Consider the following 16,196-nt stretch of genomic DNA (forward strand, 5'->3'; position numbering starts at 1 on the left):
TGGGGGCTTGCAACTCCCCAGAAGTGCAAGCGGCATGGAACCTCCTTCCTTCGAGTGAGATTGCATAAGGGTGGTTGACAGCACCCCGACCATACAATTGAAAAAGAAAAGCAACGGCCATCCACCGTTGCCTTTTTCCCATCATCCCGCTTTCCCGTCACAATCGACATCTTTTGCATCTTTTGATCCGGTTCAACGGTAGCGGTCGCGTCTTTCAACATTTTCATATCTGTTTGTCAACTCGACAGACGCCCCCGAAGCAGAAGGGCTGATCCGTCGCCCAAGCCGAGCGAGCCGCCGGTCAGCTTTTCGGTTCCCAAACGAGCAATATGGATGAACAGCGGTGCGGTGGCATCGTCAGCACGGGCACCGCTGCTCCATTGAACTGCTGTCTTGGTTAACGCCAACGACATTCATCTCCCGCTGATCGCTGCGCTTCGTCCTTCACGCGCTTGCAACGAGAGACTTCTTTCGGAAATCGGCAAAAATTATGTATATCGAAAGCGGCACGAACTTATCCTTCGTTGATCATCGCCTCGTACTGCTCGGCCGTCAACAAATTGTCGATTTCGCTCAAGTCGTTCGGTTTGACAACGATCATCCACGCTTTGTCATACGGCGATTCGTTCACATACTCCGGATTGTCATTTAACGACTCATTCACTTCGACAACCGTACCGCTGATCGGCGCATACAGTTCTGAAACGGTTTTCACCGACTCGACGCTGCCGAACGGCTCGTTCGCCGTAAGCTCCGTTCCGACTTCCGGCAGCTCGACAAAGACGATGTCTCCCAACTCCGATTGGGCAAAATCGGTGATCCCGATCCGCACGTTGTCTCCTTCGACGCGCACCCACTCATGCTCTTTCGAATAACGAAGTTCTTTCGGCGTGTTCATCGAATCCCTCCATTGCGACAAAATGTATTCTTTTTCATCATAACCGATTTTCAGCAAAAACTCACCGAATTCGCCCTATTTTGCAAAAAATTTTTTATGTCGCCGCCGGCGGACGCTGAGCGAAAAACGCCTCATACTCTTGTTCGCGAAATCCGACAACAACCCGCTCGCCATCCGTTAAAATTGGCCGTTTCACCAGCATTCCATCGGAGGCGAGCCAATCAAGCATCTCCTCTTCCGAAGCGCGATCGAGCTTATCTTTCAGACCGAGTTCGCGGTATTTCATCCCGCTCGTGTTAAAAAATTTTTTCAGCGGCAGCCCGCTTTGGCGGTGCAAACGGGCGAGCTCTTCTTTCGTCAGCGGCTCATCAACAAGATGCACCATCCGCACATGGATCCCTCGCTCATCGAGCCATTTTTTCGCTTTCCGGCACGTGCCGCACTTCGGATACCAATAGAGCGTCAACGCCATAGCCACCCCTCCCTTCAAATGATGGATCAACCAACCGCCGCGTGCCGCGCCCCTCTTTGAAATGATGGATCGACGATCGCGGCGCGGCAAGCCTGTCTTGGCGTCTGGCCCGCCCGAATGAAATGCCCATCAAGCAAAAAGTACCAAGCCGCAGCTTGGTACTTCCTATTATCACACAATATACCGTTCTGCTTCAATGAGCGCGGCGGCCGCTTCGCGTTTTTTCGCGATCACATTGATCGGCGTATGGCGCGTCAGCCGGCGGAGAGCGGCGAGCATCATTCGCAGCGTGTCGCCTTGTTCGACGGCGACGAGCGTTTCTTTCGCATGGGCTTCAATTTCATTGAACGCCTCTTGGCAGAAAATTTGCGTATAAAGAAGTTTTTGTTTGTTTTTCTCTTCCCCGCTCGCGTTGATCGCTTTTTCCGTGCGCAACAAGGCCGATTCCATCGCGTAAATGTTCGAGACGATGTCGGCAATGTTGACAAGCACTTCTTGCTCTTCTTCAATGCGCTGGCCGTATTTTTGCGCTGCTAAGCCGGCGACCATCAAGGCGATTTTTTTCGCGTTGCGCACCAAGTATTTCTCTTGTTCCAGCGCACCCGTCCCTGGCTCTTCTGCGGTCATCATCATCAGTTCTTCCTGAAGTTGCTGCGCTTTTTGGAAGAGCGGCAGCTCGCCTTTTAACGCCTTTTTCAAATACATGCCCGGCACGAGAAGGCGGTTGATTTCGTTCGTCCCCTCGAAAATGCGGTTGATGCGCGAATCGCGGTAGGCGCGCTCAATTTCGTATTCCTGCATAAAGCCGTAGCCGCCGTGGATTTGCACGCCTTCATCAACGATGTAATCGAGCACTTCCGTCGCAAAAAACTTGTTCAATGAGCATTCGATCGCATATTCGGCGATCGACTTCGCCACTTCCTTGCCATCTTTCGCTTTTTCCGCATCAAGCAGGCCCATCCGTTCATCGAACAAACCGACCGTGCGGTAAACCGAGCTTTCGGCGGCATACAGGCGCGACGCCATCGTCGCAAATTTTTCTTGTGTCAGCGTAAATTGCGAAATCGGCCGTTTGAATTGCTGGCGCTGATTGGCGTATTTCAACGTGATCTCAAGCGCCCGCTTCGCGCCGCCGACCGCCCCTAATCCAAGTTTATAGCGGCCGATGTTCAAAATGTTGAAGGCGATGACATGGCCTTTGCCGATTTCACCGAGCACGTTTTCTTTCGGCACCGGCACATCTTGCAAAATGAGCGTCCGCGTCGATGAGCTTTTAATCCCCATTTTCTTTTCTTCCGGACCAGTTGAAACGCCCGGGAAGTCGCGTTCCACGATGAACGCGGTGAAATGTTCGCCGTCGACTTTTGCATAGACGACAAACACATCAGCAAAACCGGAGTTGGTGATCCATTGTTTTTCGCCGTTTAAAATGTAATGCGTGCCTTCCGCGTTTAATCTCGCCGTCGTTTTCGCGCCGAGGGCGTCCGAACCCGATCCCGGCTCCGTCAAGGCGTAGGCGGCGATTTTTTCGCCGGTCGCTAAATACGGCAAATATTTTTGTTTTTGTTCTTCCGTGCCGAACAACACGATCGGCAGCGACCCGATGCCGACGTGCGCTCCGTGCGAAATCGCAAAACCGCCGGCGGGCGCCATTTTTTCCGCAATGATGGCCGAGCTGATTTTGTCAAGACCCAAGCCGCCGTATTCTTCCGGAATGTCCGCGCTGAGCAGCCCGAGTTCGCCCGCCTTGCGGAGCAATTTCACCGAACGGTCAAATTCGTGGTTTTCCAAATGCTCGAGCTGCGGAAGCACTTCATTGTTGACGTATTCTTCCGTCGTTTTCGCGATCATCTGATGTTCGTCGGTGAAATCTTCCGGCGTAAAGACGCGCTCTGCCGGAATGTCTTCAATCAAAAAGCTGCCGCCTTTTACGGCATTTTCGATCGTTTTGGCCATGATCATTTTCCTCCCCCGATGTATTTTATCGTGTGAGCGGCAGACGATGCCGCCCACTGGAATCCATCCGCCCTCGCGGATTACAGCAGCTCAAACACGCCAGCCGCGCCCATGCCGCCGCCGATGCACATCGTAACGATGCCGAACTGCACGTTGCGGCGCCGCATTTCGTAAAGCAAAGACAATGTCAGCTTCGCGCCCGTGCAACCGAGCGGGTGGCCCAGAGCAATCGCCCCGCCGTTGACGTTGACAATGTCCTCATCCAACCCAAGTTCCCGGATGACTTGGATCGATTGCGAGGCGAACGCTTCGTTCAGCTCGATCAAGCCGATGTCCGACAGCTCAAGGCCGGCCAGCTTCAACGCTTTCGGCACCGCCGCGACCGGGCCGATTCCCATCACTTCCGGCGGCACGCCGGCAACCGCGAACGACCGAAACTTGCCGAGCGGCTTCAATCCGAGCGACTCCGCTTTTTCGCGGTCCATCACCATGACCGCCGCCGCCCCGTCGCTCATTTGCGACGCGTTGCCGGCGGTGACGGTGCCGTTCACCGCAAACGCCGGGCGCAGTTTCGCGAGCGTCTCCATGTTCGTATCTGGGCGCACGCCTTCGTCTTTAGCAAAGACGATTTTCTCTTCGACGAGTTTGCTTCCTTCCACTTTGCGCACCGTCACTTCAACCGGCACGATTTCTTCATCGAACTTTCCTTCGGCGATCGCCTTGGCGGCGCGCTGATGGCTGCGCACGGCGAACGCGTCTTGGTCTTCGCGGCTGACGCCGTATTTTTTCGCCACTTGCTCGGCGGTGTGCCCCATCGACATGTAGTATTCCGGCGCCTCTTCGGCCAAGCGGGCGTTCGGGCGGACGACATGCCCCATCATCGGCACCATGCTCATCGATTCGACCCCGCCGGCAATGACGGTATCGGAATGGCCAAGCATCACCCGTTCGGCCGCATAGGCGATCGCCTGCAAGCCGGACGAGCAATACCGGTTGATCGTGATCGCCGGCACCGTATACGGCAGCCCGGCGAGCGCGCCGATGTTGCGGGCGATGTTCAGCCCTTGCTCCGCCTCCGGCATGGCGCACCCAATAATGAGATCGTCAATGTTTCCTTCATAGTTCCCCGCGCGCTTGATCGTTTCTTTCACGACGAGCGCTCCTAAATCGTCCGGCCGCACATGGGCGAGCGTCCCTTTTTTCGCCTTTCCGACCGGTGTGCGCGCTCCCGCGACAATAACCGCTTCTCTCACGCCAATCCCCCCTTGATCTCCCCCGCTTTAGTTGCGGAGCGGTTTTCCTTTCACAAGCATATGCTGCATGCGCGCTTGCGTCTTCGGCTCGCCGATCAAGCTCAAAAACGCCTCGCGCTCGAGATCGAGCAAGTATTGCTCGTCGACTTCCGTTCCGTATGGCACCTTGCCGCCGGCTAGAACATACGCCAGCTTTTTCGCGATTTTCAAATCGTGCTCGCTGATGTAGCCGGAATGGAACATCGACTGCGCCCCCAAGAGCATGGCCGCATAGCCGCTTTCGCCGGCGACCGGCACTTTTTTCCGAACCGGCGGCCGGTATCCTTCCTCATACATCGAAAGCACCGCCTGTTTCGCTTCATACAGCAGGTGATCGCCGTTCATCGTGATGCCGTCGCGGTGATTCAAGAAGCCAAGCTCGCGCGCTTCCGCCGCTGACGTCGACACTTTCGCCATGGCGATCGTTTCAAATACGCTGGCCGCGATTTTGACGTAGTCGATGTCCACGCCGCGCGGCAGGCTGTTCAACCGTTTGATGTACAGCTCCTTGTTGCCGCCGCCGCCCGGAATCAAGCCGACGCCGACTTCGACAAGCCCGATGTACGTCTCGGCCGCCGCCTGGATGCGCGAAGCCGCCAGGCTCACTTCCGCCCCGCCGCCCAACGTCATGGCAAACGGCGCAACGACGACCGGCTTCGGGTTGTATTTCATTTTGAGAAGCGCTTGCTGGAACTGGCGAACGGCAAGTTCCAATTCAAAAAAGTTTTCGTCTTGCGCCTCCATGAGCATCATCGCCAAGTTCGCGCCGACGCAGAAGTTTTTCCCTTGGTTGCCGATGACGAGCCCTTTGTAGTTGCGGTTGACTTCCTCAAGCGCCTCGTTGATCATTTGGACAATGTCGGCGCCAATCGCGTTGTTCGGCGAATGGAACTCGAGAAGCGCCACGTCGTCGCCGAGGTCAATGAGGCTGGCGCCGGCGTTTTTCTTGATGACGCCGCGCGCTTCTTTCAGCCGGCGAATGTGGATGACTTTTTCGTTTTCTTCCACTACTTTATAGCCGCCCGGCGCATAATAGAACAGCTGGCCGTTCTCCGTTTTATAGAACGATGCCACTCCATCGGCGAGCATGTCCGTGACCCAAGATGGAATGTCGCGCCCTTCCGCCTGCATTTTGCGCACCGACTTCTCAAGGCCGATCGCATCCCACAGTTCAAACGGACCTTGCTCCCAGCCGAACCCCCACTTCATCGCCTTGTCGATCGCCACGATGTCGTCGGCGATCTCCCCGACAAGGCGGGCGGTGTACAGCAATGTCGGCGCGATGATGTTCCAAAGGAGCGTTCCCGCGCGGTCGCCATCGGCATACACGAGTGTTTGCAGCTTGGCGGCCGTTCCTTTCGCCTGCTTGGCCATCTCCACCGCCGGGGTGACAAGCTTTTTGCGCGGCTCGTATTGCATCGTGACGTAGTTCAGCTCGAGAATGTCTTTTCCTTGTTTGACAAAAAAGCCTTGTCCGGATTTGCTGCCGAGCCAGCCGTTTTCAAGCATCGTTTTCATAAACTCCGGAACGCGGAACGCCTCTTTCTCTTCCCCTTCGACGTTTTCATACACGTTGTTGGCGACGTGGACGAACGTATCCAGCCCGACGACATCGAGCGTGCGGAACGTCGCGCTTTTCGGCCGGCCGATGAGCGGCCCCGTCACCGAATCGACCTCGCCGACGCTGTAGCCGCCTTGCACCATCTCGCGGACGGTGACAAGCAACCCGTACGTGCCGATCCGATTGGCGATGAAATTCGGCGTATCTTTCGCCATGACGACGCCTTTGCCGAGCACGTCTTCACCGAACGTTTTCATGTAAGCGACGACTTCTGGATCCGTATGTTCCGTCGGGATGATTTCAAGCAGCTTCAAATAGCGCGGCGGGTTGAAGAAATGCGTGCCTAAAAAGTGTTTTTTGAAATCATCGGAACGCCCCTCCGCCATCGCGGCGATCGAAATGCCGGATGTGTTCGAGCTGACGATCGTTCCCGGCGTCCGCACCTCGTCAACGCGGGCGAAGACCTCTTTTTTCACTTCCAGCTTTTCAACGACCGCTTCAATGATCCAATCCACTTCAGCGAGCCGATGAAAGTCATCCTCAAAGTTGCCCGTTTCAATCAAGGTGATGTTGTCTTTGGACATGAGCGGCGCCGGTTTTTGCTTGAGCAGCCTTTCCAGCGCCTGATTGGCGAGGCGGTTGCGCACTTGTTTATGCTCGAGCGTCCATCCTTTTGCTTCTTCCTCTTTCGTCAATTCCCGCGGCACGATATCCAACAGCAGCGTCGGAATGCCGACGTTCGCCAAATGGGCGGCAATGCCCGAACCCATGACGCCGGAGCCAAGCACCGCGGCGCGCCGAATGCGTTTTGCCATTCCTGTTCCCCCTCACACCATTGAATGAATGGTCATTCATTTTTTGATGAAAAAAATATCGTTGAAACCGCTCTCTATAACTAAATATATAGTATGTTAGTAATTTTCGCAACATATTTGCCGCACATTTTTCCCGACATCGCGCTCCGATTTTTGCCCATACTAAGGATAGGAGGTGAACCATCGATGGCCCGGTTAAAAAAAAATCCATCTGAGCGAGGCGTCAGCGCGGCAAGCGTCAAAGGAAACACCGGCCCGACGGTCGAAGCCGACGGCGGCGGCAAGCGGACAAGCCAAAATCAGCAATACAAAAAACATAACATGCAAGGGGACTAACGCTCATGGCGTTTTGTCCCCTTTGACCTGCACCAAGGACCGGCCGCGCTTGCCCCAAGGCGATGGCCATCTCGCATCGCTGAACTCCTCTCGCAGCCGCCAGCCTTTTCATTTTTGCACCTACTTGCGGATGATGCCCTTTAAGACGAACGCCACGTTGGCCGGTCGTTCGGCGAGCCGGCGCATAAAGTAGCCGTACCAGTCGGTGCCGTACGGAACGTACACGCGCATCGTATATCCTTCGCGCGCCAGCTGCACTTGGCGCTCCGGGCGGATGCCGTACAACATTTGAAATTCGAACTGGCTGTTTGGGATGTTGTATTCCTTGACGAGCCGCTTCGTATACTCAATGATGGCATCGTCATGCGTCGCCACGGCCGTATAGTTGCCGTTTAGCAAATGCATTTTAATGATCTTCTTAAAGTTCTCATCGACATCTTTTTTATCCGGAAACGCCACCTCGGGCGGTTCTTTGTACGCTCCTTTGACGAGCCGCAAGTTCGGGCGGTACGGCTTTAAGTCTTCAATGTCTTGTTCCGTCCGGTACAAATACGCCTGCAGCACCGTACCGACGTTGTCGTATTCTTTTTTCAGCTGTTTAAAAATATCGAGCGTCTTTTGGCAGCGCGAGTAGTCCTCCATATCGATCGTCACAAACACGCCGCGCTGTTTGGCCGCATCCAAAATGCGGCGCATGTTGCGCATCACAAGATCATCGGAAATATCAAGCCCCATCGATGTCATTTTCAGCGACAGCTGCGAGTTTAACTTCTCTCGGCTGATCGCTTCAATCGCCTCTAGGCAGTGGCTCGCCATTTCATTCGCTTCCTGCTCATTGTCGACAAATTCGCCCAAATAGTCGACCGTGACCGCCAGCCCTTTTTCGTTCAGCTGACGGATGACACGCACCGCTTCATCGATCGTTTCGCCGGCGACAAACCTGGAAGCGCCGAAGCGGAGGCCGTATCGCTTCGCCCATTTTGTCAATGTTTTATTTTTCGATAAGAAGAGGAAAAAATCGCGCATCAACTGCTCCACTGTTGCCAGCCTCCTTGTATGGAAACGCATTCACCATTCCTTATTGTACCACGTTTCCGTTCTATATGAATATGTTTTTTCAGAGTGATTTATTTTTTATTTATGTATAGTTTTCCACTCGTTGGACAATCTACAAGCGAACAACCAACGAAAGGAGCGAACAACGATGCAACAGCAACCGCAAATGAATCCGCAGGCGGCGATGCCCGAGCCGCCGCAAATGGTGTCCATGAAAGACGCCATGTACTTTTCCGATATGATGTCATGGAACTTGCTTGCGGCGAAAAAAGCGCACTTTTTCGCCTCGCAATGCCGAGACCCTGAAGTAGTGCAGGCGATCGAGCGCGCCGGCCAGATGCATCAGCGCCATTACGAAATGATGTTGCGCCATTTGCAAAACCCGCCGCAGCCGCCTGTGATGTGAAAGGAGGAACGCCGCATGAACACAAGACAAGTGCAAAACCCGGAGACGCAAGTGCCGAAAACGCCGCAAATGAATGAGCGTGATTTCTTGAACGATATGCTGGCGACAGAGAAATACATGACCTTGTCCTACAGCGTCTTTTTGCATGAAGCGAGCAACCAACCGTTATATCAAGATATGATGAACATTTTTACCGAAACGCAAAACTGCCAGCGCGACTTGTACAATTTGATGTTCAAAAAAGGATGGTACAAGCTTGAAGCCGCTGACCCGCAAAAGCTTCAGCAAACGTACCAGCAGTTCCAAGGATATACGAATCAGCTTCCTTATCAACGGAATGCGATGCAATAACAAAACGAGGGGATGTCCGGAACGGCAGGCGGACATCCTCTTTCTAAATCCGTTAAGAAGACAGGGCGCATATTCTTTCATGAACAGCCGATTAATACCACCAACCCGGGTACGGCGGATATGGTGGATACGGGTAAAACGGACGCGGAGCCAACGCGCCGCCGAGCAATCCTCCCAAGAAGCCACCGACAAACGGGGCGCCAAACAACAATCCTGGAAATAACATCGTTCCTTCTCCTTTCGTTTTTGAATGGAATGCTTTACTTTATTCATATGCGCCAATAAAAAAAGAGGGTGGGCCGTCTGCCCAACCCTTGCCGGTTTCTCACCACCAAATCGGGCCATACCACCACGGATAGAAAAACGGCGGGAACAATGCGCTCCCAAGCAAGCCGCCTAAAAAGCCGCCGAAAAACGGAGCGCCGAAGAAAAACGGGCGCGGCCGCCAAAATCCCCAGCCCCATGGCCGCCAAATGCGCTCATCCGCCATTTGGAGATGGTTCACCTTGCTCCCCCCTTCCGCCTGCTTTAGTCCCACTGTATGTATGAAAAACGCCCGTTGCCTAGGCCGGTACCCAAGAGGCGGGGAAAAAACTCTTGTGTGCCCAAACCGGCGGCGCCCGATCGGAGAGGAGGGCTGATCTGACAAGATTTCTCCATCTAGAAAAAGTTGGATGATCCGCCTTTTCCGTTGCATCACCGATCTGCCCGAAACGAAAACAGGCGGCTGTCCGCCGCCCGCGTTCACACAAGCTCCATGCGCACCTGTTCATACAAACAGGCGATCGAATCGAACAAAATGCGCACCGCCTCAGCCATTTCGTCTTCGCTCATGGAAAGAACCGGAATGAACGTCAACACCGGACCGAGCGGACGGATGACAAGCCCTCTCCGGCGCGCCTCGAGGATGATCCGGTGCTCCACCATGGCTGCGCGTGGAAACACCTCTTTCGTTTTTCGGTCTTTCACGATTTCAATGCCGCACATCAATCCTTTTTGCCGGATGTCGCCGACAATTGGAATTTCATACAACCGATCCAACCATTCGGCCAGCCGGCGCGCCTTCCGTTGCACGCTGTCAATCAGGCCGCGTTTTTCGATGAGCTCTATGTTTTTCAGCGCAACGGAACAAGTGAGCTGATTCCCTGTGTACGTATGTCCGTGGTAAAACGTTTTGTCTTCGTCCACATCGCCGAGAAACGCCGCATAGATCTCTTCCGTGACAAGAGTAGCCGCGAGCGGCAAATATCCTCCGGTGATCGCTTTTCCAAGGCAGACAAGATCAGGCGCCACCCCTTCCTGTTCGCAGGCGAACATCGTGCCCGTGCGGCCAAAGCCGACGGCGACCTCATCGCAAATGAAGAGCACCCCGTACCGGCGGCAAAGCGTCTCCACTCCTTTTAAAAACCCACGCGGATGGACAATGATCCCCGCCGCTCCTTGCACAAGCGGCTCGATGACAACCGCGGCGATTTGATCGTGCTGTTCCTCAAGCACCCGCTCAAGCTCGCGCAAACAATAGCGGACGATCTCCTGCTCGCTTCCGTATTCCTCCATGCGGTACACGTACGGCGACGGCACTTCGATCCGCTCAAACAAAAGCGGCGCGAAAATGCGGTGGAACACATCCATCCCCCCGACGCTCACCGCCCCGACCGTATCGCCGTGGTACGCTTCCTTCAACGAGACAAACTTGTTCTTCTTCGCATATTTGACCGGGTCGATGTTTTTCCAATACTGATAGGCAATTTTTAGCGCGATTTCCACCGCCGCCGCCCCGGTATCGGAATAAAACACTTTCGACATCCCCGGCCAATAACCAACGAGCGTCTTGGCGAGCAAAATCGACGGTACATTCGCCGAGCCAAGCAGCGTCGAGTGGGCGATTTTCGCAAGCTGTTCAGATAGCGCCGCATTCAACTCCGGATCGTTATGCCCGTGGACATTGACCCACAGCGACGCATAGCCGTCTAAGTACCGGTTGCCGTCAACATCGTACAAATAACTTCCTTGCCCGCGTTCAATGATCAAGGGGCGTTCTTTGGCATACTGCTTCATTTGCGTGAACGGATGCCAGACGTACTGCTTGTCCCACTGTTCCAATTGCTCATAGCTATACGCCAACGCCAAGCACCTCCAGCCATTGGTTCGCCTTTCCTTGGTCGATCCACTGCTCAGCTAGGGCTTCAAGTTCCCGCCTGGCCACCGCGGGAAGGAGCGGCACGACCGCCAGCACCGGCAGCTGAAGCAAGGCGGCGATCGTTTCCACGTTGTTTTGGTGGATGATCTCTTGCTCCTGAAACTGATTGAACACAAGGCCCAACAGGCGAATGCCTTTGGCGTTCGCATACGCCGCCGTCGTCACCGCGTGGTGAATGGCGCCAAGCCCGCAAAGCGAGACGAGAACCGCCGGCAGCTCATAATCGCGGACAAAATCGCTCGTCATATACCATCGTCCGCCGCGCTCGCACCACGGAACGGCCAACCCTCCCGCTCCTTCGACGAGCACCACATCATAGCGCTGCTTCAACCATTCCAACCGTTCGGCAATCCGCTCTGGTTCGATGGACGTGCCGGTCAACTTCGCCGCTAAATGCGGCGACATCGCCGGTTCCATATAGTACATGCCTTCTGATGCGGAAAGCTTCGCCACTCGTTCATACCAATATTGTTCGGCAAACGACACCCCGTCTTCGGCCAGTCCAGTCTGAACCGGTTTAAACACGCTTACGCTCATCCCAAGCCGCTCCAGCGCCAACGCCACGATGGAAGTGACGACCGTTTTGCCGATTTCCGTTCCCGTTCCGGTCATGAAAATCGCATTTCCCATGTTATCCCCCTACCCTTTGAGTCATGATGATCGGTCGGATGCGCGGCCATACGCGCGCCGCGATGACAGAACAAACGACGCAAAGCACAAGATCCCCCGGCACCGGAATTTTGATCAACCCGCCAACAGCCGTCAACGCCGCAAACAGTGCAGCCCAAATAAAGGAACGGATGCGCACGTTTCCCCTCCTCCCCAATATTTGTTTCTATTTTGCCTGATGATCCTGTTATTTGTCAACTTAATTTTTATAAAGGTTTACATATAACAAAAAATACGGAGTCCCCAAAACAGCGGGAACCCCTTTTGACATTGCTAGAGAAAAGCCTATAAGGATTCTGCCTCTTCCCACAACTAAAGTCGCAGGGTTCTTGCGTGCAAAAATCTAACGCTTCTAAAATTTCTTGTTCTGTCATTGCGATTTCCTCCAATTCGCGAACCATTTCTTCATCGCACACAATCTGAATACTAAACGCTGAACGTTCATTGCACAGGTAGTCGGAACTACACACTGCAACCGGCAAAATCGCTTGCGATCGTTCTTCATCAAACAACAAGAAGCCGCACCTTTCCGAAAGCTCCACCTCCACCCACTCACAAGTGGAACGGGTTCATCCGTTCGCCGTCCGTTTTCGGCATCACCGACGATCCGCTCTGTCCCTCTTGTTTTTCCAACAAAAACGACAATAAGCGCACCGCCTCCGCAATATGCCTTCCTTTGTTCAACATGATGCATTGCGCCTGCTTTCCAAGCGAGACGTCCGAGATTTCCGCGCGCGACGGAATTCCCTTTTTCGCCATTTGTTCAAGCACTTGCGTCGCCCAAATGACCGGAATGTGGGCCGCCCGGCATAGCGCCAAAATGTCGTTCTGTGCGGCAGCAAGATGTTCAAACCCGATCTCCAGCGCCAAATCACCGCGCGCAATCATCACGCCAAACGCCGGAAGCTTCAGTCCTTCAAGCAAAATGCGAATGAAGTTATGAAGCGCCGTCCGCGTTTCCATTTTCGCAATCACCGGGAGAGAGCCAGCCCCTTGTTCGGCAAGCAAATGATAAAGCTTTCGCAGGTCATGAGGGGCCTGAACAAACGACAGCCCGACGATATCCGCATGGCTCGCGATGAACGGAATCCATTCAAGGTCGCGGTCAGTGAGCGGTGGAACCGTCAAATGGAGAAACGAATCGGGAAGATGGATGCCTGTTCCTTGCTTAATCGCTTTCCGCTTTCCGCCATCGGCAACGACTTTAGCCTCCACATGCCGCTCGTGCACTTTGACGACCCGCGCTGCAATTTGGCCGTCGTTCAAATAAAGGCGATCTCCCGCCCGCACGTTGCGCCACGCTTTCGCCAACGTCGTCGTCATTTTCACACCGCAGCCATTCTGCGCCTCCGCAAACGCAGCGTCATCGAAATAAATATACAGCGGCGTACCGACGGTGACAAACGCTTTCATTGGAATGGACAAAACAGAAGAAAGGGTGAAAGAAGCCGACCTGCGCCGCAGTTTCATCCCTTTTTGCACATAGGCCGTCCGCGAAAGAAGAACTTTAAAACAAGACGGCGCGATTTGTTCAGTGACCCGCAGCTTTCGGTTTTTTCCGCGCACATCGGTAAACAGCAGTTCATCCCCTTCTTCGACGGTCGCTCCGTTCTCAACCGTCAACTGCCACAAGAATGAAACATTGCGGGGGAGCGGAGACGGCGGCGGGGAAGAAGAGAAGGAAATGATGCCGGCTAGCGGCTCCATTGGCTCTCCATATCGATTTTTCTTCACAGAGAGCTTCGTCGGCCCCGCGTTGACCGCCAAGCGGTCGACCCGGATTTTGGGCCCCGGCAGATCCATGTAAATGCGGCATCGCCTCCCCTGCAGCTGTTGCTCCAACTGCTTCTCGGCTTGACGAATGATGGCCACAAGCGCCTCCCACGTTTCCGGCGAACCGTAGGCGCAATTGATGCGGGCAATGTCCATGCCATAAAGAAGCAGCCGCTCGATCAACCCCGGCTCATCCACCCATGCCTCGTCCATCGTCACCATGATGCGCGTCGGCCGAACAGAACTCAGGCTTCCAAACACCGCATCGGCCCGTTTATGAAGCAACTGTTTCGCTTCCTTTCTTGTCACCTTTCGAAGCTCCCATCCGCCATCAACCGGCGTGCGCAAATAAGCCAACATTCGTTCGACCGCGTCGATGAGATGAGCCTCTTGCCCCTCAAGCCTCCATCCGCTTTCTTCGAGCGCTTCAAGCAAATCCGACGGCATGTGCCCCCTCATATATAAGTAAGCAAGCAACTGATCCCGGCTCTCTTCATGGGACGAAAGAGGGAAATACTTCTGCTTTTGTCCCACCCACTCCGCCATCCCTCGGTAAAAAGCGGCCAAGCGAGCACCCAAATCTTGTTTGTCGTGCATCAGCGGCACCAACCCTTATGAAAAATCCGGTTTTATTTTTATATATTCGCCGCCACCCCAAATGAGGACAGAAAAAAACCGGCGCCATTCGCCGGTTGAATACGACAGAAACAGGAAATCGTTTTTTAGCTATATGATTTTTGAACGACAATTTTCATCCCGCATTGGCAAAGCAATGAATGTTTCAGCCGCCGCAGCGGTTGGCCGCACTGTTCACAAACGATCGTTTTATTCACTCGTTTTCTCCCCTTTGTTGCGTGGTTGGTTTCTATTATACACCTATGATTATTTAAAGTAAATATAAAATGATAATAATTATAAATATCAAGCATATCATTTGGCCTCTGTTTCCATTTATGATAAGGTAATAATAGTGCCAATATTCAAAACAAGGAGGCTGTCACGATGTACGACATCGCCATCATCGGCGCTGGGCCGGCGGGAGCGAGCGCTGCGATCTTCGCCGCCAAAGCGGGGAAAAAAACGGTGTTGTTTGACAACGACAAAGGCATGACAAAACGCGCCTGGGTGGAAAATCATTACGGCGTTCCGGAAATCAGCGGCCCGGACTTGGTTGAAACAGGAAAACGGCAAGCGGCCAAATTCGGCGCGGAATTGGTTGAAACACAAGTGACGGACGTGCAAAAAACGGACAACGGCTTCCGCCTCGAAACGGAAAACGGCTCATTTGAGGCGAAACACGTCATTTTCGCCACCGGCGTCGCCACTGATCTGGCGGAAAAAGTCGGCCTGCGCACCAAACCAGGCACGGAGCCGCGCATTAAAACGGTGATTGACGTCGACGCCAGCGGCAAAACGAACATCGACGGCATTTGGGCGGCAGGGACGGTGGCCGGCGTCAGCGTTCATACGATCATCACGGCGGGCGACGGGGCGAAAGTCGCCATCAACGTCATCAGCGAGCTGAACGGCGAACGGTACGTTGACCATGACGTGCTGAAAAAATGACAAAAAGGTGTCCCAAACGAGACGGGACACCTTTTCTGATTGCCGTATAAACGGCCGGAACACGATATGGCGGGCTATGCTGAACGAAGAACCGCCTTTTGAGACAGCCTCTTTTCCACCCCCACATCGAAATGTCAGCCGACTGCCTCGCCAATCCCGGAGCGCTTACTGTCCGATGCTTCGGTATTGTCCTTCGAAAAACAAAAGCGGGTCGCCCGGTTCCTCTTTCATGAAAATGTCGGTGACTTCGCCAAAATACAACGTATGGTCGCCGGCAACGTACGAGCTATGGACATTGCATAAAATATTCGCCAACGCCTCCGGCAAAATCGGATGGCCGTTCACCCAATCAAACGGAACATGGCGTTCTTCTTTCAACTGGCCGGCAAACAAGCGCGACAACTCCTCTTGATCGCGCCGCAAAATGTTGACGGCAAATTTCCCCGTTTGCTTGACAATGTCATGCATTCGCGCTTTATGGCCGATGGAGACGACGACAAGCTTCGGCTCGAGCGAAACGGACATAAACGCGTTCGCCGTCATTCCTTTCGCTTCCCCTTGATATTCCGTTGTCACGACCGTCACGCCGGTCGCAAATTTCCCCATCGCTCTGCGAAATGTACGATCATCCATACGGTTCTCCCATCCTTCCCTTTTCGTCATCCAGCAGCCCTGCGCCTTCAGCTGGCGTGTAGGCGGCTTTCCTTCTTGATGTTTCCACAAGCCGGGCGATTCACCCGGCATCTTGCCTCTATGACCGAGACCCATTCATGCCGGAATGAGGGGCAAATCTACCCTCATCATAGCAGAAATAGGGGAAAGAAACAACGACGATATACGGCTGG

Annotated in this window: 18 protein-coding genes; 4 read left to right on the forward strand and 14 right to left on the reverse strand. The window is 54.1% G+C overall.

What is annotated here, in order from left to right:
• Nucleotides 1-236: 236 nt before the first annotated feature.
• The 6 genes from GJ1_RS18245 to GJ1_RS02715 form a co-directional block, all read right to left on the reverse strand.
• A complete protein-coding gene (locus GJ1_RS18245; RefSeq protein WP_157068348.1) occupies nt 237-407 on the reverse strand; it encodes a hypothetical protein in 171 nt (56 codons plus the stop codon).
• Between the two features lie 107 nt (nt 408-514).
• Nucleotides 515-898 (reverse strand): glycine cleavage system protein GcvH, encoded by a 384-nt coding sequence (gene gcvH, locus GJ1_RS02695; RefSeq protein WP_066228147.1) that lies wholly within the window; start codon nt 896-898, stop codon nt 515-517.
• A 94-nt stretch (nt 899-992) separates the two neighbouring features.
• A complete protein-coding gene (locus tag GJ1_RS02700; protein WP_066228078.1) occupies nt 993-1,370 on the reverse strand; it encodes an arsenate reductase family protein in 378 nt (125 codons plus the stop codon).
• A 171-nt stretch (nt 1,371-1,541) separates the two neighbouring features.
• Nucleotides 1,542-3,326 (reverse strand): acyl-CoA dehydrogenase FadE, encoded by a 1,785-nt coding sequence (locus tag GJ1_RS02705; protein WP_066228081.1) that lies wholly within the window; start codon nt 3,324-3,326, stop codon nt 1,542-1,544.
• Between the two features lie 80 nt (nt 3,327-3,406).
• The gene (locus GJ1_RS02710) at nt 3,407-4,579 is read right to left on the reverse strand and encodes an acetyl-CoA C-acetyltransferase (RefSeq protein WP_066228084.1); all 1,173 of its coding nucleotides are present in this window, start codon (nt 4,577-4,579) and stop codon (nt 3,407-3,409) included.
• Between the two features lie 27 nt (nt 4,580-4,606).
• Nucleotides 4,607-6,994, reverse strand: coding sequence for a 3-hydroxyacyl-CoA dehydrogenase/enoyl-CoA hydratase family protein (locus GJ1_RS02715; RefSeq protein WP_066228087.1), 2,388 nt, complete (start codon nt 6,992-6,994; stop codon nt 4,607-4,609).
• A gap of 186 nt (nt 6,995-7,180) precedes the next feature.
• Here GJ1_RS02715 and GJ1_RS17530 point away from each other — a divergent pair, with 186 nt between their 5' ends.
• A complete protein-coding gene (locus GJ1_RS17530) occupies nt 7,181-7,330 on the forward strand; it encodes a YuzL family protein (RefSeq protein WP_083509923.1) in 150 nt (49 codons plus the stop codon).
• 120 nt (nt 7,331-7,450) lie between these two features.
• Here GJ1_RS17530 and GJ1_RS02720 read toward each other — a convergent pair whose 3' ends face one another.
• Nucleotides 7,451-8,368 (reverse strand): proline dehydrogenase family protein, encoded by a 918-nt coding sequence (locus GJ1_RS02720; protein ID WP_066228090.1) that lies wholly within the window; start codon nt 8,366-8,368, stop codon nt 7,451-7,453.
• A 166-nt stretch (nt 8,369-8,534) separates the two neighbouring features.
• Between GJ1_RS02720 and GJ1_RS02725 the strand changes: the two genes are divergently transcribed.
• Nucleotides 8,535-8,792 carry a hypothetical protein gene (locus GJ1_RS02725; RefSeq protein WP_066228093.1) on the forward strand — a complete coding sequence of 86 codons (258 nt, stop codon included), beginning with the start codon at nt 8,535-8,537 and terminating at the stop codon, nt 8,790-8,792.
• Between the two features lie 15 nt (nt 8,793-8,807).
• A complete protein-coding gene (locus GJ1_RS02730) occupies nt 8,808-9,143 on the forward strand; it encodes a spore coat protein (protein ID WP_066228097.1) in 336 nt (111 codons plus the stop codon).
• A 91-nt stretch (nt 9,144-9,234) separates the two neighbouring features.
• Here the strand turns inward: GJ1_RS02730 and ymaG (GJ1_RS19215) are convergent, their stop codons facing one another.
• The 6 genes from ymaG (GJ1_RS19215) to GJ1_RS02755 all read right to left on the reverse strand — a co-directional run bounded on the left by ymaG (GJ1_RS19215) (nt 9,235) and on the right by GJ1_RS02755 (nt 14,382).
• On the reverse strand, nt 9,235-9,369 hold the full coding sequence (gene ymaG / locus GJ1_RS19215) for an inner spore coat protein YmaG (protein WP_011232483.1): 135 nt from the start codon (nt 9,367-9,369) through the stop codon (nt 9,235-9,237).
• Nucleotides 9,370-9,468: 99 nt separating this feature from the next.
• Nucleotides 9,469-9,648, reverse strand: coding sequence for an inner spore coat protein YmaG (gene ymaG / locus GJ1_RS02735; RefSeq protein WP_066228100.1), 180 nt, complete (start codon nt 9,646-9,648; stop codon nt 9,469-9,471).
• Nucleotides 9,649-9,887: 239 nt separating this feature from the next.
• Nucleotides 9,888-11,267 carry an adenosylmethionine--8-amino-7-oxononanoate transaminase gene (gene bioA / locus GJ1_RS02740; RefSeq protein ID WP_066228103.1) on the reverse strand — a complete coding sequence of 460 codons (1,380 nt, stop codon included), beginning with the start codon at nt 11,265-11,267 and terminating at the stop codon, nt 9,888-9,890.
• Nucleotides 11,257-11,973 carry a dethiobiotin synthase gene (gene bioD, locus GJ1_RS02745; protein WP_066228106.1) on the reverse strand — a complete coding sequence of 239 codons (717 nt, stop codon included), beginning with the start codon at nt 11,971-11,973 and terminating at the stop codon, nt 11,257-11,259. The genes bioA and bioD overlap by 11 nt, the downstream gene beginning before the upstream one ends.
• A gap of 1 nt (nt 11,974) precedes the next feature.
• A complete protein-coding gene (locus tag GJ1_RS17535) occupies nt 11,975-12,151 on the reverse strand; it encodes a hypothetical protein (RefSeq protein WP_245629325.1) in 177 nt (58 codons plus the stop codon).
• Between the two features lie 413 nt (nt 12,152-12,564).
• Nucleotides 12,565-14,382 (reverse strand): pyruvate kinase, encoded by a 1,818-nt coding sequence (locus GJ1_RS02755; RefSeq protein ID WP_066228117.1) that lies wholly within the window; start codon nt 14,380-14,382, stop codon nt 12,565-12,567.
• 405 nt (nt 14,383-14,787) lie between these two features.
• Here GJ1_RS02755 and GJ1_RS02760 point away from each other — a divergent pair, with 405 nt between their 5' ends.
• Nucleotides 14,788-15,351, forward strand: a complete 564-nt coding sequence (locus GJ1_RS02760) for an FAD-dependent oxidoreductase (protein ID WP_066228122.1) — start codon at nt 14,788-14,790, stop codon at nt 15,349-15,351.
• A 165-nt stretch (nt 15,352-15,516) separates the two neighbouring features.
• Here GJ1_RS02760 and GJ1_RS02765 read toward each other — a convergent pair whose 3' ends face one another.
• Entirely contained in the window at nt 15,517-15,984 is a 468-nt protein-coding gene (locus GJ1_RS02765) for a flavin reductase family protein (RefSeq protein ID WP_066228152.1), read from the reverse strand.
• Between the last annotated feature and the right edge of the window lie 212 nt (nt 15,985-16,196).

Origin of the sequence: Geobacillus jurassicus NBRC 107829 (assembly GCF_001544315.1) — a bacterium.
Lineage (GTDB): Bacteria > Bacillota > Bacilli > Bacillales > Anoxybacillaceae > Geobacillus > Geobacillus jurassicus.